Origin of the sequence: Bradyrhizobium sp., assembly GCF_030654605.1 — a bacterium.
Classification (GTDB): Bacteria; Pseudomonadota; Alphaproteobacteria; order Rhizobiales; family Xanthobacteraceae; genus Bradyrhizobium.
Genome location: NZ_JAURXB010000118.1, coordinates 20,314 through 42,593 on the forward strand (window position 1 = coordinate 20,314; position 22,280 = coordinate 42,593).

22 protein-coding genes and 1 tRNA gene are annotated in these 22,280 nt (G+C 63.4%); 7 read left to right on the top strand and 16 right to left on the bottom strand.

All coding sequences use genetic code 11. The features are described 5' to 3' along the window. Positions 1-91: 91 nt before the first annotated feature. The 4 genes from Q7U29_RS12170 to dapA all read right to left on the bottom strand — a co-directional run bounded on the left by Q7U29_RS12170 (position 92) and on the right by dapA (position 2,703). Positions 92-667, bottom strand: a complete 576-nt coding sequence (locus tag Q7U29_RS12170; protein ID WP_304741710.1) for a peroxiredoxin — start codon at positions 665-667, stop codon at positions 92-94. A gap of 137 nt (positions 668-804) precedes the next feature. Then, entirely contained in the window at positions 805-1,278 is a 474-nt protein-coding gene (smpB, locus tag Q7U29_RS12175) for an SsrA-binding protein SmpB (RefSeq protein ID WP_304741712.1), read from the bottom strand. 60 nt (positions 1,279-1,338) lie between these two features. Next, complete coding sequence (gene mscL / locus Q7U29_RS12180) at positions 1,339-1,752, bottom strand: large conductance mechanosensitive channel protein MscL (RefSeq protein ID WP_304741757.1); 414 nt, start codon at positions 1,750-1,752, stop codon at positions 1,339-1,341. Between the two features lie 60 nt (positions 1,753-1,812). After that, on the bottom strand, positions 1,813-2,703 hold the full coding sequence (gene dapA / locus Q7U29_RS12185; protein WP_304741714.1) for a 4-hydroxy-tetrahydrodipicolinate synthase: 891 nt from the start codon (positions 2,701-2,703) through the stop codon (positions 1,813-1,815). A 282-nt stretch (positions 2,704-2,985) separates the two neighbouring features. Here dapA and Q7U29_RS12190 point away from each other — a divergent pair, with 282 nt between their 5' ends. After that, positions 2,986-5,127, top strand: a complete 2,142-nt coding sequence (locus tag Q7U29_RS12190; protein ID WP_370691742.1) for a lytic transglycosylase domain-containing protein — start codon at positions 2,986-2,988, stop codon at positions 5,125-5,127. Between the two features lie 228 nt (positions 5,128-5,355). On the opposite strand, the gene Q7U29_RS12195 is transcribed toward Q7U29_RS12190, so the two are convergent. Next, positions 5,356-6,942 (bottom strand): porin, encoded by a 1,587-nt coding sequence (locus tag Q7U29_RS12195; RefSeq protein ID WP_304741717.1) that lies wholly within the window; start codon positions 6,940-6,942, stop codon positions 5,356-5,358. A gap of 971 nt (positions 6,943-7,913) precedes the next feature. Further along, positions 7,914-8,005: transfer RNA gene (locus Q7U29_RS12200), tRNA-Ser, on the bottom strand. A 219-nt stretch (positions 8,006-8,224) separates the two neighbouring features. Here Q7U29_RS12200 and Q7U29_RS12205 point away from each other — a divergent pair. Beyond that, the gene (locus tag Q7U29_RS12205) at positions 8,225-8,917 is read left to right on the top strand and encodes a hypothetical protein (RefSeq protein WP_304741759.1); all 693 of its coding nucleotides are present in this window, start codon (positions 8,225-8,227) and stop codon (positions 8,915-8,917) included. 4 nt (positions 8,918-8,921) lie between these two features. Here the strand turns inward: Q7U29_RS12205 and Q7U29_RS12210 are convergent, their stop codons facing one another. Beyond that, positions 8,922-9,770 (bottom strand): lipopolysaccharide assembly protein LapB, encoded by an 849-nt coding sequence (locus tag Q7U29_RS12210; protein ID WP_304741719.1) that lies wholly within the window; start codon positions 9,768-9,770, stop codon positions 8,922-8,924. A gap of 76 nt (positions 9,771-9,846) precedes the next feature. Then, positions 9,847-10,113 (bottom strand): hypothetical protein, encoded by a 267-nt coding sequence (locus Q7U29_RS12215; RefSeq protein ID WP_304741721.1) that lies wholly within the window; start codon positions 10,111-10,113, stop codon positions 9,847-9,849. 412 nt (positions 10,114-10,525) lie between these two features. Here Q7U29_RS12215 and Q7U29_RS12220 point away from each other — a divergent pair, with 412 nt between their 5' ends. Further along, a complete protein-coding gene (locus Q7U29_RS12220) occupies positions 10,526-10,660 on the top strand; it encodes a hypothetical protein (RefSeq protein WP_304741722.1) in 135 nt (44 codons plus the stop codon). 906 nt (positions 10,661-11,566) lie between these two features. Here the strand turns inward: Q7U29_RS12220 and gatB are convergent. From gatB to Q7U29_RS12255, 7 genes are all read right to left on the bottom strand, one after another. Further along, complete coding sequence (gene gatB / locus Q7U29_RS12225) at positions 11,567-13,048, bottom strand: Asp-tRNA(Asn)/Glu-tRNA(Gln) amidotransferase subunit GatB (protein ID WP_304741724.1); 1,482 nt, start codon at positions 13,046-13,048, stop codon at positions 11,567-11,569. Beyond that, entirely contained in the window at positions 13,045-13,335 is a 291-nt protein-coding gene (locus Q7U29_RS12230) for a hypothetical protein (protein WP_304741726.1), read from the bottom strand. Before Q7U29_RS12230 ends, gatB begins: the two co-directional genes overlap by 4 nt. Positions 13,336-13,337: 2 nt before the next feature. Next, positions 13,338-14,810: an Asp-tRNA(Asn)/Glu-tRNA(Gln) amidotransferase subunit GatA gene (gene gatA / locus Q7U29_RS12235; protein ID WP_304741728.1), complete on the bottom strand. Its 1,473-nt coding sequence runs from the start codon at positions 14,808-14,810 to the stop codon at positions 13,338-13,340. Next, positions 14,807-15,016, bottom strand: coding sequence for a hypothetical protein (locus Q7U29_RS12240; RefSeq protein ID WP_304741730.1), 210 nt, complete (start codon positions 15,014-15,016; stop codon positions 14,807-14,809). The genes gatA and Q7U29_RS12240 overlap by 4 nt, the downstream gene beginning before the upstream one ends. A gap of 26 nt (positions 15,017-15,042) precedes the next feature. Then, positions 15,043-15,330, bottom strand: coding sequence for an Asp-tRNA(Asn)/Glu-tRNA(Gln) amidotransferase subunit GatC (gatC, locus tag Q7U29_RS12245; RefSeq protein WP_304741732.1), 288 nt, complete (start codon positions 15,328-15,330; stop codon positions 15,043-15,045). Between the two features lie 129 nt (positions 15,331-15,459). Continuing rightward, a complete protein-coding gene (locus Q7U29_RS12250; RefSeq protein ID WP_304741734.1) occupies positions 15,460-16,536 on the bottom strand; it encodes a nitronate monooxygenase family protein in 1,077 nt (358 codons plus the stop codon). Between the two features lie 69 nt (positions 16,537-16,605). Beyond that, positions 16,606-17,694: a nitronate monooxygenase family protein gene (locus tag Q7U29_RS12255; RefSeq protein ID WP_304741735.1), complete on the bottom strand. Its 1,089-nt coding sequence runs from the start codon at positions 17,692-17,694 to the stop codon at positions 16,606-16,608. 104 nt (positions 17,695-17,798) lie between these two features. Between Q7U29_RS12255 and Q7U29_RS12260 the strand changes: the two genes are divergently transcribed. The 4 genes from Q7U29_RS12260 (at position 17,799) to Q7U29_RS12275 (ending at position 21,339) form a co-directional block, all read left to right on the top strand. Continuing rightward, entirely contained in the window at positions 17,799-18,689 is an 891-nt protein-coding gene (locus Q7U29_RS12260) for a LysR family transcriptional regulator (RefSeq protein ID WP_304741737.1), read from the top strand. Positions 18,690-18,887: 198 nt separating this feature from the next. Beyond that, positions 18,888-19,823 (top strand): cyclase family protein, encoded by a 936-nt coding sequence (locus Q7U29_RS12265; RefSeq protein ID WP_304741739.1) that lies wholly within the window; start codon positions 18,888-18,890, stop codon positions 19,821-19,823. 98 nt (positions 19,824-19,921) lie between these two features. Next, entirely contained in the window at positions 19,922-20,413 is a 492-nt protein-coding gene (ruvX, locus tag Q7U29_RS12270) for a Holliday junction resolvase RuvX (RefSeq protein ID WP_304741740.1), read from the top strand. Positions 20,414-20,415: 2 nt separating this feature from the next. Beyond that, positions 20,416-21,339, top strand: a complete 924-nt coding sequence (locus tag Q7U29_RS12275; protein WP_304741741.1) for an AEC family transporter — start codon at positions 20,416-20,418, stop codon at positions 21,337-21,339. 125 nt (positions 21,340-21,464) lie between these two features. On the opposite strand, the gene Q7U29_RS12280 is transcribed toward Q7U29_RS12275, so the two are convergent. After that, positions 21,465-22,241: a CPBP family intramembrane glutamic endopeptidase gene (locus tag Q7U29_RS12280; RefSeq protein WP_304741743.1), complete on the bottom strand. Its 777-nt coding sequence runs from the start codon at positions 22,239-22,241 to the stop codon at positions 21,465-21,467. Between the last annotated feature and the right edge of the window lie 39 nt (positions 22,242-22,280).

Here is a 22,280-nt window from a genome sequence, read left to right on the forward strand (position 1 = left end):
GGGCAAAGGCGCCCTTGCGCCGTGCCCACCATCTTGCGTCCAACGTGTCGCATGGTGGGCACGCAAGCGCTTTGCCTACCCTACAAAATTCCTACACCCGGTTCTGCTTCAGCCACGCCACCACATCGCCGGCATTACGATCCGGCGGAAACACCGGATAGAACACGTGCGTGATGCGCGCATCATCGATCACCATCGCCAGCCGCTTGATCAGGATATCTCCCGCCACTTCCATGGTGGGCAGGTTCAGCGCCCGCGTCAGCGCCAGCTTGGCGTCCGACAACACCGCGAACGGCAGATGCAGCCGTGACGCCATCTCGGTCTGGTAGAGGTTGCTCTGCGTCGACAGCCCGAACACGTGCTTGGCGCCGGCCGCCTTCAGCTCGGCGAACAGGTCGCGAAAGGAGCAGGCTTGCGGCGTACAGCCGCGGGCGCCCGGGATCATGTCCCAGTCATCGACCAGGCTGATCTTGCCGGGCTCGCCGGTCCGGGGATAGGCGAACACCACGATGCGTCCCGGCAGCGCCGACAGCGTCACCGAGGTATCGTCGGTCGCCATCAGGCTCAGCGGCGGGATCGTCATGCCCACCAGATGCGCCGCAGCACCATCGTCCGACGGCGCCGGAATCTTGCTCCAGTCGACTTCGAGGAGGTTCTTCTGGTTCATTGTTCTTGCCTCGTCATCCCGCACATTCAGACCTCATGGTGAGGAGGCGCCCTTGCGCCGTCTCGAACCATGAATGCCCCGATCTCATCCTTCGAGACGCGGCGAAGACGCCGCTCCTCAGGATGAGGACGGAGGATTTATCCCCGCGCCCGCAGCAGGCGACCCTTCTCCCTGCCCCAGTCGCGCTTCTTCTCGCTCTCGCGCTTGTCGTGCAGTTTCTTGCCCTTGGCCACCGCCAGCAACAGCTTGGCGCGGCCGCGCTCGTTGAAATAGAGTTTTAGCGGGATCAGCGTCATGCCGTCGCGGTCGACCGCGCCCATCAGCTTGTTGATCTGCTTGCGGTGCAGCAGCAATTTGCGCGGCCGCTTCGGTTCGTGGTTGAAGCGGTTGGCCTGCAGATATTCGGGGATGTTGGCGTTGATCAGCCAGATCTCGCCATCCTTGGTATCGGCGTAGGATTCCGCGATGGTGGCCTTGCCGGTGCGGATCGACTTGACCTCGGTGCCGGTCAGCGCGATCCCCGTTTCCATCGTATCCTCGATGGCATAGTTGAACCTGGCCTTGCGATTCTCGGCGACGACCTTGATCGCGCGCTCGTTCTTTTCGGCCATCTTGATCCTGGACTCTCTCTCGGGCCGGCAGCGATAACACCCGCATCCGGCCTGCGCACGTCAAGACTTTTTGAGCAGGTCCCGGATTTCGGTCAAAAGCTCGACCTCACGGGTCGGCTTTGGCGGCGCGGGTGCGGCTTCATCCTTTCGCTTCAGCTGGTTCATGAACCGGATGACCAGGAACAGCACGAAGGCGATGATGATGAAATTCAGCGTCAGCGTCAGGAAATTGCCCCAGGCCAGCACCGCGCCCTGCTTTTTCGCGTCCGCCAGATTGCCCGCGGTAACCGCCTTCGACAGGCCGGTAAAATAGTTGGAGAAATCCAGCCCGCCGGTGATCGCGCCGATGATCGGCATGATGATGTCGCCGACCAGCGAGGTCACGATGCCGCCGAAGGCCGCACCGATGATGACGCCGACCGCGAGGTCGACCACATTGCCCTTCATGGCGAATTCGCGAAATTCCTTGAGCATCTGCAGCCCCTTCTCTTCGAGTTGATGGACCGGAAGACTCATGACGGGAACGTCGCCGGCTCAGTTGATCAGGCCCGCATGCACCATGGCGTCATGGATGACCTTGCCGGTTGGCGGCGTCACGGTCATCAGTGGCAGGCGCACTTCTTCCTCCAGCCGCCCCAGCAGCTTGAGGCCATGCTTGGCGCCGGCGAGGCCCGGCTCCTTGAAGATGGCATCATGCAGCGGCGTCAACCGATCCTGAATCTTCAGTCCGCCGGCGTAATCGCCCTTCAGCACGGCGTTCATCAGCTCGGCGCACAGCTTCGGCGCCACATTGGCGACAACCGAGATGCAACCATGTCCGCCCGCCGCCATATAGGCCAGTGCGGTCATGTCCTCGCCGGAAAGCTGGATGAAATCCGGTCCCATTGCGTGGCGCTGCTGCGATACGCGGGCAAGATTGGCGGTGGCGTCCTTGACACCGGCGATGTTCTTCAACTCGAACAACCGGGTCATGGTCTCCACGGACATATCGACGACGGAGCGCGGCGGAATGTTGTAGATGATGATCGGGATGCCGATGGCGTCATTCACCGCCTTGAAGTGCTGATACATCCCTTCCTGGGTGGGCTTGTTGTAATACGGCGTCACCACCAGCACGGCATCGGCGCCGGCCTTCTCGGCATGGACAGCCAGATCGACGGCCTCGCGCGTGGAGTTCGAGCCCGCGCCGGCGATCACCGGCACGCGCCCCTTCGCTTCATCGAGACACAACTCGACGACCCGGTGATGTTCGGCATGGCTGAGGGTCGGACTTTCGCCTGTGGTGCCGACCGGCACCAGGCCGTGCGAGCCCTGCTCGATCTGCCAGCTCACGAGGCCACGGAAGGCCGCTTCATCGATCGAGCCGTTCTTGAAGGGCGTGACCAAGGCGGTGTAGGAGCCCCGAAAATTCGTCTTGGCTGCCATGGACTTCCTCCGAACGCTCGCTGCTGGCCGTTTACTGGCGGTAAGGTCAATTCATACCGGGTCTGGCTGACCTGCGAAAGGCCGCCCGGCCGCGATTTTGCCGCGGTCATGGCGCAGACATCGCAGACACCAGTGATTTTTAGCATTTTATCCACATAATCAATCAAATAGAGCTAGAGCTCTCAGCGATTGAATGATTCGCCGTTAGGGAAAGCAGTGACCCGATCCGCCCGCGCAGCCGCTTTGCGATCGACGGCATTGGCGACAAGCCTGGCGCTGGCCATGGGACTGTCGCCCTTTACGGTCGAAGCGGTCGCCAAGACCAAGGTTCCATTGCCGAAGCCGCGGCCGATCGCGCGCAATCTGGTTCCCACACAGACTGCCAAGAATACCGCGGCGGCAGCGAGCCCTGCACCCGCCGCGCCAGCTCTGGCGCCCGCGCCCCGCCAGCCCGCGGCCCTGCCGCCGCCACCACGCAAACCGTCGGTGCCGGCCGCCATCGCCGCGACGTCGTCAACCTCGCAAGCCGACATTGAGGCGCTGGAAAACGTCATCGAGCTGGTGCGCAAGCGCAAGCCGGCGGATGCGACGCAGGCGCAAGCCGCGATATCGGATCCGGTTGCGAAGAAACTCGCGGAATGGATCATCCTGCGCAGCGACGACAACGGCGCATCGGTCGAGCGCTATCGCGCGTTCCTGTCGGCCAATCCCAGCTGGCCCTCGCAGACCTTCCTGCGCCGGCGCATCGAGGCGGCGCTGTGGGACGACCGTCGCGACGACGCCACGATCTGGGCCTGGTTCGAAAACGAATCGCCGCGCTCGGCCAAGGGCAAGTTCTCGCTGGCGCGCGCGATGATCGCGCGCGGCGACCGCGCCAATGCCGAGCGTCTGGTGCGCAGCGCGTGGCGAACCGATTCCATTTCCGAGGATACCGAGAACGCGGCGCTCGACCTGTTCGGCGCGCTGATCACGCCGGGCGATCACAAGGCGCGGATGGATTTCCTGCTCTACGGCAAGGAGACTGCTGCCGCGTTGCGCGCCGCCAAGCGACTTGGCGCCAATCAGGTGGCGCTGGCGAAGGCGCGCATCGCGGCCAACAACACCAAGGCCGGCAACGCCAAGGCGCTGCTGACCGCCGTGCCCGGTGAATTGCACAACGATCCCGGCTACATCTTCAGCAAGATTCAACTGCTGCGCCGCGATGAAAAATTCGCCGAGGCCGCACAGCTGATGCTGAATGCGCCGAAGGACCCCAACAGGCTCCACAATCTGGACGAATGGTGGATTGAACGGCGGCTGCTGTCGCGAAAACTGCTCGACACCGGCGAGACCCGCAACGCCTATCTGATCGCCCGCGACGCGGCCCTGCCCGCCCGCGACATCTACAAGACCGAGCAGGAATTCACCGCGGGCTGGATCGCACTGCGTTTTCTCAACGACCCGGCGACCGCCGCGCAGCATTTTGCGCGCATCGGCGTCGGCAGCGTCAATCCGACCGCGCTGGCGCGCGCCGGGTACTGGCAGGGCCGGGCCGCCGAGGCGGCCGGCCGCGCCCAGGAAGCGCGCGCGGCCTACACCCGGGCGGCCGAGCAATCGACCAGCTATTATGGCCAGCTGGCGCGCGCCAAGCTCGGACTGCCGCAGATCGAGTTGAACGGCGTCCCCGGCGGGCGCTCGCGGGGAATTGAAAGACTGGAGATCGTCCGCGCGGTGCAACTGCTCTATCAGCTCGACGAACGCGAACTCGCAATCCCCATCATGGGCGACCTCGGCGAAAACGGCGATCCGGATGCGCTGGCAGGACTAGGCGAACTGGCGTCGCGCAACGGCGACGCGCGCGGCATGCTGCTGCTCGGCAAGGCCGCCCTCAACCGCGGACTGCCGTTCGATCACTATGCCTATCCGGTGGTTGGAATCCCGCGGTTCAAGCAGATCGGGCCCGAAGTCGAACCGAGCATCGTCTATGCCATCGCCCGGCAGGAGAGCGCCTTCAATCCGGCGGTGGTCTCGCCGGCGCAGGCCTATGGCCTGATGCAGGTGACGCCCGATGCGGCGCGTTATGTCTGCAAGCGCCACGGCGCGACCTACGACCTCGCCCGGCTGAAGAACGATTCGGTCTACAACGCCACCCTCGGCGCCGCCGAGCTCGGCGGGCTGATCGAGGATTATCGCGGCTCCTATATCCTGACCTTCGCGGGCTATAATGCCGGCCGCGGCAGCGTCAGGAAATGGATCGAACGCTACGGCGATCCGCGCGATCCCAAGGTCGACGCGGTGGACTGGGTCGAAAAGATCCCGTTCTCGGAGACCCGCAACTACGTCCAGCGGATCATGGAGAACCTGCAGGTCTATCGCGCCCGCTTCGGCGGCGGCACGCGCCTGCAGATCGAGGCCGACCTGCGCCGCGGCGCCAGCGTCGAATAGCGGACCGCTCTCGAGCCGTCGATAACCCACATCCGGGCCGGGTGTTCAGCCAAATTCACGGACTGCACTGTCACGTCCGGGCAACAGCAGGACAGCAGCGGTCCTGTCGCATTCAACAGGCGTGGCCGGATCGCAACATGTGGCGTGGCCGCGCGCGCCACCTGGACAAAGAAAAACCCCCGGCAGTTTCCTGCCGGGGGTTCTTCGCGTGTTTCAAGTCTTTCGGGATCAGAAGTTGCGCTGAGCACGAACGTTCAGGAACACAGTGCTCTGGTCCTTGAACTCGTAGAGAGCGGTCGGCTTCGGAGCAGTCGCGGTGAACACCGAGCTACCCGACATCTTCTGGTCGAGGAAGAACGCACCGACTTCAGCCGAGAACGTCAGGTTCTTGACGGGAGTCCAGCGGGTCACAACACCGATCTGCGCGATGTTGAAGTCCGGGTTGCAGCTATAGGTACCGGCTGCGCCGGCAACTGCGACCTGACCCGCATGGGTTGCTGCGAAGCCTGCACAATAGGCACCCTTCGCAGAGGTGAGGTTGCCGTTGACGAAGTCGGTGCCGTTACCGTCGTACTTAACCTGGGCGTAAGAACCCCAGAGGCTGGACGACCAGTAGGGATCCCAGTTGTGGTTGAACGCACCACGAAGACCCCAAGCCTTGGTCAGGATGATGCCGTTGGTACCGCCCACGCCGGGGAGATAGACGCCATCGCTGGTGTTACCGAAGCCAACGCTCTGATAGCCAATGCCGCTGCTGCCGAACATGGCGAAGCTCGGCGAACCGCCGGAGGTCGAGATGACGTCCTTGGTGTTGCCCTGGGAGTACACTGCGCTGACCTTGATGTCGTCGCCGGCACCGGTCGGGATGTTCTTGATCTGCAAGGCACCCTGAACCGAGAAGCCCCACTTGCTGTCGGGATGGCCGCTGATTTCCGACAGGTTGGTCGGAACGCCACCGGCGCCCAGCGTGTTGTAGGAAGCGTTCACGAGGTGAGCGCCGGCCGACAACTGCAGGAGACCCCAAGCCTGATCGACGCGGATGTTGCCGACGATGTCGGGAGCAACGATGCCGCCGTAAGCGTTGGTGCCGCCGCCGTTGACGTTGACGCCGAGGCCGAGGTTCTGAACCGAGGTACGGTGGAACACGGTCGGATCGTCGAGGCCGATGGTGCCCGACACGCCGTTGCCGAACTGAGCGGTGTACTGGATGTTGTTGACACCGGTAACGGTGTCATGGCCGCCCATCAGGAACGAGTTGTTGTTGCCCGGATAACCATGCCACGGCGCAGCGAATGCCGAAGCCGACTTACCGAAGGTGAAACCAGCGAACTGGATGAACACCATTTCAACCGCGACATAACCGCCGCCTGCCGCGCTGAGCAGACCGCTGTTCAGGCCAGCCTGGGAGCCAACCGGAAGTGCCGGGTTGGTGCTGCCGAAGTTCTGGAACTGGAAGTCGCCCTGGCCGAAGGTACGGACGACGCCGTATTCGGTGGCAGTGCGGGTATCAACCGTCAGCGCCATACGCGAACGGGAGTTGAACTGATCGCGGAAGCGATTGCCCTGGCCCGCATCGCCGTTATAGAACGGCTGACCGTAGACGCCACCGTTGAACGTGGTGTCGACGCGCAGATAACCACCCAGCTTGATGCAGGTGTCGGTGCCCGGAATGTAGAAGAAACCGGCACCATACAGGGAGCAGATCCTCACGTACTCGACCGCTTTGGCCTTGACGGGAAGATCAGCTGCCTGTGCCCCACTCATGGCGATGAGACCCGCCGCTGAGCCGAGGATAAGGCTCTTAACCATCTTCATGTTAACCTCCAAGTTGCTCTGTAGGGAAGGTTCCGGATCCGCTGGGTGAAACACCCTAAGGTTGGTTCCCTTGTCCCTTAAAACCCGCTTAGTCGCTTCGCGCCTTCGGACACTCCCGCTCAACGCGAGGGACTTAAGCGAACCACCTAACGGGACGACCTCGGGATGCCCCCCTCCGTCGCAAGATGACAATTACCGAACACTTCTGCACACGCAACAAAGGAACGCTTCAGAACGGCACGAGTCAGACTGTTTCTGGACGGGTGTTGCACAAATAACACGCAACCGTGATCAAGCTTCTACCGCAAGTCTTTGTTTTACAACACCATTTTAGATTAGTTCCATTTTATCCGCCGACCGCTGCGAAAGCACCCCTGCCCCGGCCTATCCCTTCCCGCGCTTCGACTCCGGCCGAATCGAGCGCCCGGAGTGGCTGATTCCGCTCGAAAGCGATCCGCGACATGGCAAACAATGGCGTTCATTCATCCCACTGACGGAATCGCCGTGTACATCGTCATGGAAATCCGGGATGCGAGGCGCGAAGCACTGCCGCACATTCGTCGGTTTGCGTACATAACCGGACCACATGGATTTACCCGACATCGCAGAAACCCATATTTTCCGGGATCGAAATGCATTTCGCGATCTTGCGTCCGGATTCACCGATGCGACGCGGCTGAATCTCTGACACATCGAATCTCGACGAAGTGTCGGCTGCCGCCTGACACTTCGCCTGCGAAGACGAAGTGAAACTGCAGGGAACCCGGGGCATCCGCAGCGATTGGCTGGACGACATCGTGGTGCGAGCACGGACGAATCTGCGACGCCCTGCCGACCTGCGCCAGACTGCGGCCGAGGCACCTCTAGATAAGAGATGAGCTTCAGGGATCGGTGGGAACCTGAATATAAGGTAGCGAGCGTCACTAAACGGGCTGGAATTCGCCGAGGACCGCCAGCATGCGTTTCAGGCGTGGCGGAGAGGAAGGGATTCGAACCCTTGATACAAGTTTCCCCGTATGGCGCTTTAGCAAAGCGCTGCCTTCAGCCACTCGGCCACCTCTCCGGTGCCGGTCTTATGCCTTGAATCGACCGGCAGGGTCAAACCGGAATCAAACCGGAAGGTGGGTGCCCCCGCGTGCCACTGGTCGCTCCACCCATATAAGGAGGCTGCGAAGCTGCGACGGCGGGACATTTTCCTTCCCTCCCCGCCAGCATCAAATATAGATCACTGATCCTGTTGGCAGCCATGGAGCAGGACGTGACGTCCAGTAAAGACAATCCAATGACGCTGACGTTCCGCTGTCCGGCGGAACTCGAAGGCGTGCTGCCACCGCCGGTGCCAGCCGCGCTCGGCCTCCCCGCCTGGCTCAAGGCGATGCCGTCGCAGGCGTTCAACGCGTTAAATGGCCGCGATGAGAACACCGTCAAGCGGTGTCCGCCGTTTGTCGACGCCATGACCTGCGGCTTCCTGATTCCGCTGATGTGCGACCTCAGGGTCGAGAACGGCGAATTCACCTGGGACAATGAAATTCCCCCGGGCGGAGCGGTCAGCTTCTCGCGCTCGCCGATCGGATTCCACGACGGCAGCCAGGTCGCCGGCTCGCCGCTGTTCGAAGACGATCGCTTCCTGATCAAGTTTCATAATCTGTGGACGATCGAGGCGCCGGAAGGCTACGCGCTGCTGTTCACGCATCCGGCCAACCGCTTCGATCTGCCGTTCACCACGCTGACCGGACTGGTCGATTGCGACCGCTACCACGACAACTGGATTCATTTTCCGGCGCACTGGCACGACGCTGACTTCAGCGGCGTGCTGCCGAAGGGCACGCCGGTCGCGCAATGCGTGCCGGTGAAGCGGGAAAGCTGGGTGGCGCGCACCATGCCGTTCACGGCGGAAGAGAGCCAGCGGGCGCACGAACTCACCACGGCGATCGAACGTGAACCAGGCCTCTATCGCCGCCAGTTTCGCGCCTGAGCCTTTAACCTCGCAGGAATTTCGCGGCGGCGCTCGGCCGCAGGAAAAAACGTCCGCGCGAGGAAATCGCCAGCGACATGATGGCCCGGCCGAACAGCTGCGGACTTTCCCGCGTCGCCATCCGGATGTTCGCCTCGCCGGCGTCGCGCTCCCCCATTTCCAGCAGACACCTTCCCAGATCCGCCCGCGCGAGGGCATCGTCGGGCCGCAATGCCACGACGTGTCGAAGCGTTTCCGCCGCGGAAGCGTATTCGCCATCCAGCAGCATGACCTGAGCGAGCCCGGTCTGGAGATCGGGCCGGTCCGGCGCCACCTTGAGAGCCCGCAGCAACAGCTCGCGGGCCTTGACGCGGTCATTACGCTTGAGATGAAGCGCGGCAAGTTCCCTTAGCATGTCGACGGCGTCGGGCGCGAACCCAAGGCCGCTTTCCAGCGCCGCGACGGCCTCTTCAAATCGTCCCGCTCTTGCCAGCTGAATGCCATGCTCGAGAAACGCCGGAGGATATGGCGGCCGCCTTGCGGTGGCCCGGCTCAACTGCTCGAGCGCCTCGTCGCGGCGCCCGGTGAGCGCAAACGCCGCGCCCAGCAAGGTCTCGACTGCCGGATCCCCGCAGCGCCGTGCGGCCTTTTCCAGTGGCGCGATCGCCTCGGCGCCGCGGTTCTGCATCAGCAGCGCCTGGCCGAGGACCTGCGCGGCGCGGACGTTGCCGCGATTGGCCTTCAAAACCTCGGCGGCGACGCGCTCGGCCTCGCCGGGACGCTGCATCTGCAACGCAAAGCTGGCGCGTTCGAGCGCCTGGTCATTGGCGTTCGGCCGTCCGGGACCGGCAGGAAATGGCGGGCGCTTCGACATCGGCCCCGACGATAAACAAAAACCCGGATTACGCCAGCGGCGCAAACGCCTCGCGCTGTCCAGGCGCGCTTGCGCTCTAATGCGCGGTGATCCAGGCGCGGGCCTCGCGCTGCGCCGTGGCGATTTCGACCTCGGACATCAGCTCGGCGACCTCGCGACGCAGCTCGATGGCCTCGGTGCGTCCCTTCAGGGCGGCGAGGTTGAACCATTTGTGCGCGGCGACGAGATTGACCACGCCGGAACGTCCGCTCGCCCAGTACAGGCCGCGTTCGAACAACACGTCCGGGATAGCGGTTGCCTGCACCGGTATCGCCGTATCCAGATCGATTTGCCCCTGAAACATCTGACATCCCCTTTTTGATTGTTGGCCGCCCTCCCCCGAGCGCGGCTCCTGTCCACTATTAAAACGCCCCGCTAGTCCCTCGCCGTTTGCCGGCTTGTTGGGATGATCATGACCGATCAAATTTGAAGGGCAGTTTAAATATCGCGATGAATGCAGCGTAAACGCCGATCCGGCGCCAGCGATGACGGAATTGCAGAAGTACCTGTGCCATGCGGGTTTCCGCGCGTTCGCGGAATTTGGTTTACCGTGGCATTTCGCGAAACGATAACCATTGCAGCGATCGGAAGGGCCGGACGCCGCGTAACCCGCCATTGGCGCATTCAAAGGATCGAGTCCGGGCTCTACGGGCCGGCACAAGAGTGCCGCCCCCTGTCCGGGACACGAACAATTGCCCGCCGCGCGAGCGCCGCCGGTGATCAAATCGACAATGTGGGAAATTTGGGCAGGCGCGCCGCGCATCATCGGCGGCGGCATAAAGAACGAGGGCGTCGGCGAACACGTCAGGACCAGATTTCACATGAAGCTCAAAACCAACTGGAAGCTCTGAGGCCGCCGGTGAAATTGCGGATCATGAGATCCCGCACCGAACGAAGAAAACCTGTTTCTTCTGCCGGACCGGTTTTCGAAAAGAGCGAACCCTCTTGAAAAAACGATCCAGCCGTTTGACCTGATGTCTCGCCGACACCCTCTTTCGTCGATGGAGCCTACTGAGTTGAATTTGCTTCCAGGGAGGCAAACCGTTCCGAAGGCTCTAAGGACGTGCCGGCATCAAGTCGCCGGCAATTTTCTAGAAGCGAAAGTTACTTCTTCTTCTTGGCGACCTTGCGGGTCTTCTTGGCAGTCTTCTTCACTGCGCTCTTCGCCTTCTTCGCCTTCTTAGCTTTCTTGGCCATGTTGCCCTCCGATGTAGAGATGACTTTATCGCTGCGTGCACTCGGGAATCGAAATGCACGCATTCCGAATACACCAACACATGCAAAAAAACAGTGTCTCGCTTAAGGAAGTGTTGACGCGCGGGATAGAGCGCGCGCGTGCGTGTTCATCGACGACACTCCACCGCATTCTCGCGACGATGCGGAAAGTGTGCGAAAACGCTGCATCGACGAATGTCAATATCGCTGCAAATACTATAACTGAAGGCATTTTCGTCGTTCACGCAGGGCCTTGACGGTGCGCGATGGAGCTCGTCACGACTCACCTTGGCCGGTCGAAAGCGCGTTGCGCGGACTCTGAGTCGCGGTTTTTGGCAATAAATAAATTTTCGTGGCTACAGGCTTGGCGTCTCATCGGCGCTCGCCAAAACCGGATTTTTGGGCGAATCGCCGTCACTGATTCGCAGGACGATTTTCTCGCCGCGCGCGATGCGTCGACATTCATGGTGAATAATCGGTGCACGCTTCGACGCATGAAGCGCGACGGCGGCGATGCCGCCGGCGTCACGTCGCGCGCTCGTTCAGATGCCGAGCTTGGACTTCAGCAGATCGTTGACGGCCTGCGGGTTGGCCTTGCCGCCGGATGACTTCATCACCTGGCCGACGAACCAGCCGGCGAGCTGCGGCTTGGCGCGGGCCTGCGCCACCTTGTCGGGATTGGCGGCGATGATCTCGTCGACCTCCTTCTCGTTCGCGCCGAGATCGGTGACCTGCTTCATGCCGCGGCTCTCGACCAGCGCGCGGGGATCGCCGCCCTCGGTCCAGACGATCTCGAACAGGTCTTTTGCAATCTTGCCGGAGATGGTGCCTTCGCCGATCAGGTCGACGATGGCGGAGAGCTGTTCGGCTGACACCGGCGAGCCCGTAATATCACGGCCTTCCTTGTTGAGACGGCCGAACAGTTCGTTGATCACCCAGTTGGCGGCGAGCTTGCCGTCGCGGGCCTTGTCGGCAAGTCCCGCCAGAACAGTCTCGTAGAAGTCCGCGCTCTCGCGTTCGGCCACCAGCACGCTGGCGTCATAGGGCGAAAGGCCGAAATCGGCGATGAAGCGCGCCTTCTTCTGGTCCGGCAATTCCGGCAGGCCGGCCTTGATCTCGGCAACGTAAGCCTCGCTGAACTCCAGCGGCAACAGGTCGGGATCCGGGAAGTAACGGTAGTCATGCGCCTCTTCCTTGGAGCGCATCGAGCGGGTCTCGCCCTTGCCGGGATCGTAGAGCCGCGTCTCCTGATCGATGCTGCCGCCGTCCTCGATGATTTCGATCTGGCGCCGCGCCTCGTATTCGATGGCGTCGCCCATAAAACTGATCGAGTTCATGTTCTTGATCTCGCAGCGAGTGCCGAGCTCTGTGGTTCCGGCCCTTCGCACGGAGACGTTGACGTCGGCGCGCAGCGAACCCTTCTCCATGTCGCCGTCGCAGGTCCCGAGATAGCGCAGGATCGAGCGCAGCTTTGTCACATAGGCCTTGGCCTGCTCGGCGTCGCGGATTTCCGGCTTGGAGACGATCTCCATCAACGCCACGCCGCACCGGTTGAGGTCGACATAGGACAGGTTCGGGCTGCGGTCGTGCAGCAACTTGCCGGCATCCTGTTCCAGATGCAGCCGTTCGATACCCACGGTGGCGGTCTTGCCGCCGTCCAGCTCCAGCACCACTTCGCCCTCGCCGACAACAGGCGATAAATACTGGCTGATCTGGTAGCCCTGCGGCGAGTCGGGATAAAAATAGTTCTTGCGGTCGAACACCGAACGCAGATTGATCTTCGCGTTGAGACCGAGCCCGGTCCTGACAGCCTGCCTGACGCATTCCTCGTTGATCACGGGCAGCATGCCCGGCATCGCGGCATCGACCAGCGAGACATGGCTGTTCGGCTCGCCGCCGAACTCGGTCGAGGCCCCGGAAAACAGTTTTGAGTTCGAGGTGACCTGGGCATGGACTTCGAGCCCGATCACGGTTTCCCAGTCGCCGGTGGCGCCCTTGATCAGTTTGCCGCTTGCCGCACTCATGCTCTTCCTCCGAGCAATGACAAAACCATCCGCTCCCATTCGGTCTCGATCGCATCGGTCGCGACCGGCTTGCCAGCCTGGCGGTACCAATAGCCTGCATTGCCGAGATCGCCCTCGACGCGGTGCAGATAGGCGTGGACCCAGGCGCCGTCAGCGCTCGCTTCGTCCTGGGCGATGCCGTGCGCCTGATCCCAATTGCCCTTGGCGGCCCACCACAGCGCCGCCAGCGGCGCCGCAAGACCGGGCGCGGGGGCCGCACCCGACAGGCTGGCTTTGAATTCGGCCATGGTCACCACCACCTCGCCGGCGTGAAGCGGCCCGCCGCCTGCTCGATCACCTCGCCGAGCGAGAACAGCGTCTCCTCGTCGAACGGACGCCCGATCAGCTGCAGGCCGAGCGGCAAGCCTTGCGTATCCTTGCCGGCGGGAACCGCGATTCCCGGCAGGCCCGCCATGTTCACCGTCACCGTAAAGATGTCGTTGAGATACATCTCGACGGGATCGGCGCCCTTCTCCCCGATGCCGAACGCCGCCGACGGCGTCGCGGGCGTCAGGATGGCGTGGACGCCCTTGGCAAAACAGTCCTCGAAATCGCGCTTGATCAGGGTGCGCACCTTCTGCGCGCGCAAATAATAGGCGTCGTAATAGCCGGCCGAGAGCACATAGGTGCCGATCATGACGCGGCGGCGCACCTCGGCGCCAAAACCCTCGGCGCGGGTGTTCTCGTATTGCTCCCCGATCGAGCGGCCGGGCACCCGCAGGCCGTAACGCACGCCGTCGTATCGCGCGAGATTCGACGAAGCCTCGGCCGGGGCGACGATGTAATAGGCCGGCAGCGCGTATTTGGTGTGCGGCAGCGACACATCGACCAGCTCGGCGCCGGCCGCCTTCAACCAGGCCGCGCCCTCGCTCCAGAGCTTTTCGATTTCCTGGGGCATGCCGTCGAGGCGGTACTCCCTGGGGATGCCGATCTTCATCCCCTTCACCGATTTTCCGATCGCGGCCTCGTAATCCGGCACCGCGCGGTCGGCCGAGGTGGTGTCCTTGGGATCGTGACCGGCCATCGAGCGCATCAGGATCGCGCTGTCGCGTACCGTGCGGGCGATCGGCCCGGCCTGGTCGAGCGAGGACGCGAAGGCGACGATGCCCCAGCGCGAACAGCGTCCATAGGTCGGCTTGATGCCGACGGTGCCGGTGAACGCCGCCGGCTGACGGATCGATCCGCCAGTATCGGTCGCGGTCGCACCCATGCACAAGAGCGCCGCCACCGCCGACGCCGATCCGCCGGACGAGCCGCCGGGCACCAGTGTGGTATTGGAGCCGTCGCGCCGCCACGGATTGACCACCGGGCCGAAGCACGAGGTCTCGTTCGACGAGCCCATCGCGAATTCATCATTGTTGAGCTTGCCCAGCATGACAGCGCCGTCGCGCCACAGCTGCGAGGTTATCGTGGATTCGTAAGTCGGCACGAAATCGCCGAGGATTTTGGAGCATGCGGTGGTGCGCACGTCCCTGGTGGCGAACAGGTCCTTGATCCCCAAGGGAATGCCGGCCAGCGGACCGCCCTCGCCCTTCGCGATCTTCGCATCAACGGCGCGGGCCATGGCGCGGGCCTGATCCGGCGTCTCCATCACGAACGCATTGAGCGCGCGCGCGGCCTCGATCGCGCCGAGATGCGCGTCGGTCAGTTCGAGCGAGGTAAAGGATTTGTTCGCCAGGCCCTCACGGGCCTCAGCGAGCGTCAGCGATGTCAAATCGGTCATTTATCAACCGGGCTGCAGAAGAACGGAGACAGCGTCTTGTCGTTGGCCGGGTCGTCCAGCTTGCGGGTCTTGTCGGAGGCTTCGAGCGCATCGAGCACGGCGTCCATCGCCTTGTCCGGATCGCCGGTCTTGCCCTGCCGCTCCATCGCGTCGAGGTAGTTCATATAGGCCTGATAGGCCTTTTCATCGTCGCAGAGGAGACACATCGGATTTCCAGTCTCAATAGATAGAATTACTCGATGACCTTGGGCACCAGAAAGAAGCGATCGTCGGTGGCCGGCGCGTTTCTGACGATATCGTCGGCGATCCCGCCATCATTGACCATGTCGGCGCGTTTCTTCATTTCCATCGGCGTCACCGAGGTCATCGGCTCGACGCCGTCGACATTGACTTCGCTGAGCTGCTCGACAAAAGCCAGCATCGCGTTCAGTTCGCCTTGCAGATGGGGAACTTCGTCGTCGGTAACCGCGATCCGCGCGAGATGCGCGATACGGCGGACGGTGGCGGCATCGACGGACATTATATAGGGCCTCTGGCGGAGAATTCAGCCCGCCGTATAGCAGAGGCTCCTTTTGCGCCGCAACCGTGGCAAGCCCCCATCTGGGGACGGTGGTCTTCACCTCTCCCATCGGGAGAGGTGCAGGGAAACTCACCCCGCCATCTGGCTTAGCCGCGCCAAAGCGGAGCCGGCCAGTGCGCGGGTCAGTTCCGCGGCCGGCATCTCGCGGGCGAGCCGCACCGCCTGCCCGGCCCACAGGTTGGTGAAATCGACCTTGCCCAGCTTTTCGGCAGCGGCCTTCAGCGGCCCGAGCGCGGTAGCGGAATGCGGAAATGCCGGGGCATCCGGTGAAATCGGGCCGACTTCGCGCATCACCCGGTTGGCCACCCCGCGGGCCGGACGCCCGGTCATGACATTGGTGATGACGGTGGAATCGTCGCGGGCCTGCGCCAGCGCCACCCGCGCCGGCGCTATCACTTTGGATTCCGGGCAGCGCAGATAGGCGCTGCCGATCTGCACGCCCGAAGCCCCCAGCGCGAACGCCGCCGCGATGCCGCGCCCGTCGGCGATGCCGCCGGTCGCGATCACCGGCACCTTCACGGCATCCACCACCTGCGGCACCAGCGCAAACGTGCCCGGCTGCTCGGCGATGTTGTCGGTCAGGAACATGCCGCGATGGCCGCCGGCTTCAGCCCCTTGCGCAATGATGACATCGGCGCCGTTCTCCTCCAGCCAGATCGCCTCCCGCACGATGGTGGCCGACGACATTACGATACAGCCGGCCGCCTTGACGCGCTTCAACAGTTTGGGATCCGGCAGCCCGAAGTGAAAGCTGACGATCTCGGGCTTCAGCTCCTCGACCAGAGCGCACATCGCCTCATCGAACGGCGCGCGGTTGGAAAATGGAATCAGCGCATCAGGATCGAGGCCATGTTCCTTGTAATAAGGCGTCAGCCGCTTGCGCCAGGTCGCTTCGCGCTCGGCGTCGGCATCAACGGCCTTGTGGCAGAAGAAATTCAGATTGACCGGCGTTGCGACGCGCTGGCGCACGATGTTGACCTGCTCGCGGGCCTTTTCAGACGAGATCATCGCACATGGCAGCGATGGAAGTGCACCGCCCTCGGCTGCGCCGATCATGATATCGGCGTCCTGCACCCCGGCCATCGGCGCCTGGACGATGGGAAATTCGGTCTTGAAGAGGTCGAGGATTCGGCGGTCCGGCCACATGGTGCTGTCTTTCTCTTGTTGGCTTTCTCCCCCTCTCCCCTGGGGGGAGTGGGTGGATCGAATGCGCGATTAGCGCATTCGAGACGGGTGAGGGGTTGGCTCAACAGACATCTTGCTCGCGGATAGAGACCCCTCATCCGGCGCGCTTCGCGCGCCACCTTCTCCCACAAGGGGAGAAGGAAGAACTCGGCTCGCGGAGTTACGCCGCCCAGACAATATCTGGTCGGCTTCGGAGACGATACGATCGATGATTTCGGCGGCTGGCGCGATGTCATGGATCAGCCCGACGGCTTGGCCGGCAATCACCGCCGCGATGTCGAAGTTGCCGGCGGCCCGGGCCGCGGCATAGTCGGCGGCGACCTCCGTCACATTCTGCAGCAGTTCGATTTCCCGGCCCATCCAGCGGCGCGCATGATCGTTGATCAGGCAGCGCCCGTTGAACGGCGCCGGCCAGACGTTGTTTCGCGAGAGGTCGAAGATGATGCCGCGCGTGGTCGTACCCGCCGTGGCGGCGCAGATGCGCTGCTTGGCCTGCTCGGCGCCATCGCATTCCTGGCTGGCATAAAATCGTGTGCCCATGAGAATGCCTGTCGCACCGAGCATCATCATCGCCGCCAGGCCGCGGCCGTCGCCGATGCCGCCGGCGGCCACCACCGGCACGCGGCCAGCCGCGAGGTCGACAATCGACGGCACGATGTCGATGGTGGTGCGCGACGCGCCGTGGCCGCCGGCCTCCGAGCCTTGCGCGATTAGAATGTCGGCGCCGGCATCCAGCGCCTGTCGCGCCATGGCTTCATCCTGAACCTGACAGATCAGCAAAGTTCCCGCCTGCTTGATGCGGGGCGCGAATGGCTTGGGATCGCCGAAAGATAGCATGATCGCGCGCGGCCGTGCGGCCAGTGCGACATCCAGCAGGTCAGGCTGTTTTGCCAGACTCCAGGTGATGAAACCAATGCCGAAGGGCGCCGCTTGCTGCTTGAGTTTATCCGTCTCCTGTTCGAGCCAGGTTCGTTCGCCATAGCCGCCGCCGAGAATGCCAAAGCCCCCGGCCCGGCTCACCGCCGCCGTCAGCCGCGCGCCGGCAATCACATCCATCGGCGCCGACAGCACCGGATGGCGGATACCCAACAGGCCGTTCAGCGGCGTCTCGATCGACATTTCCATTCCTCGGTTCTGGACAGGCACTGTAGGTCCGGCTAGCATTCTGGATAAATGATTTCTATGGAACGCTGCCATCTCTAAAACAAAACGGAGCCGACGCCGTGGAATTATCCGATCTGGTGACGTTTTCGACCGTGGCACGTCTCGGCGGCGTCACCCGCGCCGCCGACGAACTCAACACCGTGCAATCCAACATCACGCAACGGATAAAGTCGCTCGAAGCCGAAATCGGAACGGCGTTGTTCGAGCGGCACAGCCGCGGCATGACCCTGACCGGCGCCGGCCGCCGCCTGCTGCCTTATGCGCAGCGATTGGCCGCATTGTCGCGCGAAGCCGTGCTGGCCGCGCGCGAGGATGGCGAGCCGAAAGGACCGCTGTCGATCGGCTCGATGGAAACCACCGCCGCCGTGCGGCTGCCGTCGCTGCTCGCGGAATTTCACCGGCGTTTTCCCGCGGTGCAATTGAGCCTGCGGACCGCGCCGACCGCCGACCTGGTCGCCGCCGTGCTCGATGGTTCGCTCGACGGCGCCTTCGTCGCCGGTCCGATCGCGCATGCCGAACTCACCGGCGTGACGGCATTTCAGGAAGAGCTGGTGCTGGTGACGGCGCGCCGATGGGCCAGCCTCGCCGCCCTTCGCGCCGGCACACCGGAATCCGGGCCGACCGCGCTGGTGTTCCGCACCGGCTGCAGCTACCGGCAGCGGCTCGAACAACTGCTGACGGAGTTTGGCTGGCCGTCCGCCGCACGGTTCGAATTGGGCACGCTCGACGGCATGATCGGCTGCGTCGCCGCCGGCATGGGCGTCACGCTGCTGCCGCGCGCCGTGGTCGAGCGCAACGACCAGAGCGGCAACATCCGCATCCATCCGCTCAGCCCGGCGCAGTCGCGGGTCGATACAATCTTCATCCGGCGCCGCAGCGCACATCAGTACAGCGCCCTGCAAGGATTTGTCGCTTGCCTGGAGAACAACAGCCAGGTCATTGCCGCCTGAGGCCATCAGGGTATTCCGCGCGGCGAAACACGCCGTCATGAAATTGCAGCAAACCGATCGCGCATTTCGCGCTTGCGAATGCCGGGTTGCATCGCAGTTCAACACTCGTGTCGAAAACTTTGGACGTGCCGCCCCACTACGTTAGTATGAGGCGCTAGCTACCAACAACCATAACGTCAACGCCTGGGAGGAACTGCGATGCTAAGGGCAATCGTATTGTGCTGTTCTGTCGCCGTGTTGGGTACGGCCGGAACCGCGAGCGCACAGGACTGGACCAAATCGAAATGGGGACCGAACGACGAGATCGGTGCCGCCAACTACATGAAGCCGGAACTGGTCGTGAAGGCCGCGTCGCTGGTGAAGACCGGCAAGACCTACGCACTCGGCATTCCCGTCGATTCCAAGACGCCGGCCTACCCGCCCCGCGCATTCAAGATCACGGTCGTACAACCCGGCCAGGCCGGCATTCCCGGGCTCGGTCCGAACAAGGCGACCTACAATGACGACCTGCTCGACGGCTGGGTCGGCGTCGGCAGCCAGCTCGACGGCCTCGGCCATCTCGGCATCGAGCACGTCTACTATAATGGCAACAAGCTGGCCGATTTCGCCGATCCCACCGGCCTGAAAAAGCTCGGTATCGAGAAAGTCCCGCCGATGGTCACCCGCGGCGTGCTGCTGGACATGGCGGCCCACTATGGCACCGACGTGGTCAAGGAAGGCACCGCCTTCAACGTCAAGGAGATCGAGGAAGTCGCCAAGAAGCAGGGCGTCGAGATCCGCCAGGGCGATGTCGTGCTGTTCCATACCGGCTGGCTCAGCCTGATCGGCAAGGATGACAAGCGCTACGGCGGCGCCGAACCCGGCCTCGGCGTCGAAGGCGCCAAGTATCTCACCGGCAAGGGCGTGGTCGCGGTCGGCGCCGATACCTGGGGCGTCGAAGTCGTTCCCTTCGAGTCCAAGAACCTGTTCGAAGTGCACCAGATCCTGCTGGCGATGAACGGCACCTACATCCTCGAAAACATGGACACCGCCGAACTCGCCAAGGACAAGGCCTATGAGTTCCTGTTCGTGCTCGGCCAGCCGCGCTTCAAGGGCGGCGTGCAGAGCATGATCAACCCGGTGGCGATCCGCTGAATGTAATATCGGAGTTCGGTCTTCCTTCACCTCTCCCCGATGGGGAGAGGTGTCGTAAGCGCTTTGCGTGAGTACGGCAGCGCGTGTTAAGCGAACCCATGCCCGCTCTCATCCTGCCCTTGATCGAAGCTGTCGCGCACTGGCCGGAGCGCGGCGCGCTGGTTGGACTCGATCTGGGAACCAAGACCATCGGCGTCGCGGTGTCCGATCCCGACCGCCGGCTCGCGACCGGGGTCGGGACCATCCAGCGCAAGGCGTTCACGTCGGATGCGGCGCGGCTGGTCGCCATTGCCGCCGAGCGCAACGCCGTCGGCTTCGTGCTCGGCCTGCCCGTCAACATGGACGCCAGCGAGGGACCGCGCGCGCAGTCGACCCGCGCCTTTGCCCGCAATTTTTCAAAACTAACCGATCTGGCGATCGCCTTGTGGGACGAACGGCTCTCCACCGCGGCGGTGGAGCGCGAGCTGATCGGAACCGACATGAGCCGCGCCCGGCGCGCCGAGGTGATCGACGAACACGCCGCGATCTACATCCTGCAGGGCGCGCTCGACCGGCTGATGACGCTCGGCGACAGCCGCAGAGGCCGCTGAAGATGGCGTTGGTAATTTCGGCGTTGCTGCCGGTGTTCCTGCTGATCGTGCTGGGTTTCATCCTGAAGCGAAGCCTGCTGCGGCTGGACACGCAATGGCACGGGCTGGAGCGGTTGACTTACTACGTGCTGTTCCCGGTGCTGCTGGTCCAGACCCTGGTCAAGGCCGATCTCACGACCGTGCCGGTCGCGGGCGTCGGCGGCGCGCTGCTGCTCTCGCTGCTGCTGATGTCGCTGTTGTGCCTCGGCTTGCGGCCGCTGTTGGCGCGCTGCGCCATCGACGGGCCGGCCTTCACCTCGATTTTTCAGGGCGCCACCCGCTGGCAGACCTACGTGGCGCTCGCGGTGTCAGTCAATCTCTACGGCGACACCGGGCTGGCGCTGGCTTCGGTGGCGATGGTCGCGATCATCCCGCTGGTCAATGTCTTCAGCGTTTCCGTGCTGGCGCACTACGCCTCCCCGGAAAAGCAGTCGGTCCAGGCCATCCTCATGACGGTGGTGCGCAATCCCCTGATCTGGGCCTGCGCCATCGGGCTGGTGCTCAATACCCTGCATTTGCCGCTGCCGCGGATCTGGCATGAGGTCGCCGACGCGCTCGGCCGCTCCTCGCTGGCGATCGGCCTGCTCGTCACCGGAGCCGGCTTGCAGCTGGCCGGCATGTTCCGCCCGAGCCTCGCTGCCAGCGTCGCCGTGTTCCTCAAACTGGTGCTGATGCCGGTGCTCGCGATCGCGCTGGCGTTGTGGTTCGGCCTTACGGGCTCCAACCTGGCCATCGTGGCGGTGTGCTCGGCGGTACCGGCGTCGTCGAGCGCCTATGTGCTGGCCCGCCAGATGGGCGGCGACGCGCCCCTGCTGGCGCAGATCATCACGCTGCAGACCATTCTGGCGGCGTTCACGATGCCGATCGTGATCGCGCTGGTGGCGTAATTCGTCATTGCGAGCGCAGCGAAGCAATCCAACTTTCTTTGCGCTGCGGCATGGATTGCTTCGCGGAGCCTGTCATCGGGCGGCGCTTCGCGCCGACCCGTTGGCTCGCAATGACGGGGAAAGACCTACCCACTCCCCGCCAGCCAGATGCTCTGCAGCGTCGCCGCGAAATTGTTGAGGCCGTGCAGCACCACCGTCAGCCAGGTCGAGTGATAGCGATAGCGCATCCAGCCGAACAGCAGGCCGATCGAAAACACCTGGCCGAAAAAGAACCAGTCGTATTGCAGATGCAGCCCGGTCCACACCAGCGCCGACAACAGGATCGCGCCGGGCACTTTCAGGAACGATTCCGACCAGCCGCGATAGAGAAAGCCGCGGGCGAAAAATTCCTCCGAGATCGGTGCCGCGACACAGAATGCGATGATCAGGAGCCACAGCGCGCCGTCGGCGCGCGCCGATTTCAGCACGTCGACCATGAAACCGGGCGCGACCTCCCGCCCCATCGCGCGCGACAGCAGGTCCCAGCTTGCGACCAGCACGACCAGCGCGACGATGCCGATCGCCAGATGACGCCAGGACGGCCGGTGCAGCGCGAGATATGCGGCGAACGGCGTGCGCGACAGCCGTGTGGCGATCCATATCGCGCCGAGCGCGGCAGGCATGCCCATGATCACCGAGAGCGAAATCGTCAGGCCCGCGCCGACGACATGGATCGCGGCGGCAAGGTCGAACGGCCCGTCCTGCCGGAACACCATCCACGCCACCACAAGGATCTGACCGACAAACAACGCGACGAAGATGAACAGGCCCCACAGCGTGGTGCCCCAGAATTTCCAGATGCGTGGTGGGTGTTGGGCCGGCGTCACCAGGAGCGGAGGCGCGGCGGGATCGAGGGAGTCCATAAGTGAACTTTCACATCAAATTGCCGTCATGGCCGGGCT

What these genes read in the sequence shown, in the direction of transcription:
- Q7U29_RS12275 (WP_304741741.1), top strand. Translation starts at nt 20,416, where the DNA reads ATGGCGTTGGTAATTTCGGCGTTGCTGCCGGTGTTCCTGCTGATCGTG.
- Q7U29_RS12240 (WP_304741730.1), bottom strand. Translation starts at nt 15,016, where the DNA reads ATGTGTCTCCTCTGCGACGATGAAAAGGCCTATCAGGCCTATATGAAC.
- ruvX (WP_304741740.1), top strand. Translation starts at nt 19,922, where the DNA reads ATGCCCGCTCTCATCCTGCCCTTGATCGAAGCTGTCGCGCACTGGCCG.
- Q7U29_RS12255 (WP_304741735.1), bottom strand. Translation starts at nt 17,694, where the DNA reads ATGTCGATCGAGACGCCGCTGAACGGCCTGTTGGGTATCCGCCATCCG.
- Q7U29_RS12280 (WP_304741743.1), bottom strand. Translation starts at nt 22,241, where the DNA reads ATGGACTCCCTCGATCCCGCCGCGCCTCCGCTCCTGGTGACGCCGGCC.
- smpB (WP_304741712.1), bottom strand. Translation starts at nt 1,278, where the DNA reads ATGGCCGAAAAGAACGAGCGCGCGATCAAGGTCGTCGCCGAGAATCGC.
- gatB (WP_304741724.1), bottom strand. Translation starts at nt 13,048, where the DNA reads ATGAGTGCGGCAAGCGGCAAACTGATCAAGGGCGCCACCGGCGACTGG.
- Q7U29_RS12195 (WP_304741717.1), bottom strand. Translation starts at nt 6,942, where the DNA reads ATGAAGATGGTTAAGAGCCTTATCCTCGGCTCAGCGGCGGGTCTCATC.
- Q7U29_RS12170 (WP_304741710.1), bottom strand. Translation starts at nt 667, where the DNA reads ATGAACCAGAAGAACCTCCTCGAAGTCGACTGGAGCAAGATTCCGGCG.
- Q7U29_RS12250 (WP_304741734.1), bottom strand. Translation starts at nt 16,536, where the DNA reads ATGTGGCCGGACCGCCGAATCCTCGACCTCTTCAAGACCGAATTTCCC.
- mscL (WP_304741757.1), bottom strand. Translation starts at nt 1,752, where the DNA reads ATGCTCAAGGAATTTCGCGAATTCGCCATGAAGGGCAATGTGGTCGAC.
- gatC (WP_304741732.1), bottom strand. Translation starts at nt 15,330, where the DNA reads ATGTCCGTCGATGCCGCCACCGTCCGCCGTATCGCGCATCTCGCGCGG.
- dapA (WP_304741714.1), bottom strand. Translation starts at nt 2,703, where the DNA reads ATGGCAGCCAAGACGAATTTTCGGGGCTCCTACACCGCCTTGGTCACG.
- Q7U29_RS12230 (WP_304741726.1), bottom strand. Translation starts at nt 13,335, where the DNA reads ATGGCCGAATTCAAAGCCAGCCTGTCGGGTGCGGCCCCCGCGCCCGGT.
- Q7U29_RS12215 (WP_304741721.1), bottom strand. Translation starts at nt 10,113, where the DNA reads ATGTTTCAGGGGCAAATCGATCTGGATACGGCGATACCGGTGCAGGCA.
- Q7U29_RS12205 (WP_304741759.1), top strand. Translation starts at nt 8,225, where the DNA reads ATGACGCTGACGTTCCGCTGTCCGGCGGAACTCGAAGGCGTGCTGCCA.
- Q7U29_RS12210 (WP_304741719.1), bottom strand. Translation starts at nt 9,770, where the DNA reads ATGTCGAAGCGCCCGCCATTTCCTGCCGGTCCCGGACGGCCGAACGCC.
- Q7U29_RS12265 (WP_304741739.1), top strand. Translation starts at nt 18,888, where the DNA reads ATGCTAAGGGCAATCGTATTGTGCTGTTCTGTCGCCGTGTTGGGTACG.
- gatA (WP_304741728.1), bottom strand. Translation starts at nt 14,810, where the DNA reads ATGACCGATTTGACATCGCTGACGCTCGCTGAGGCCCGTGAGGGCCTG.
- Q7U29_RS12190 (WP_370691742.1), top strand. Translation starts at nt 2,986, where the DNA reads ATGGGACTGTCGCCCTTTACGGTCGAAGCGGTCGCCAAGACCAAGGTT.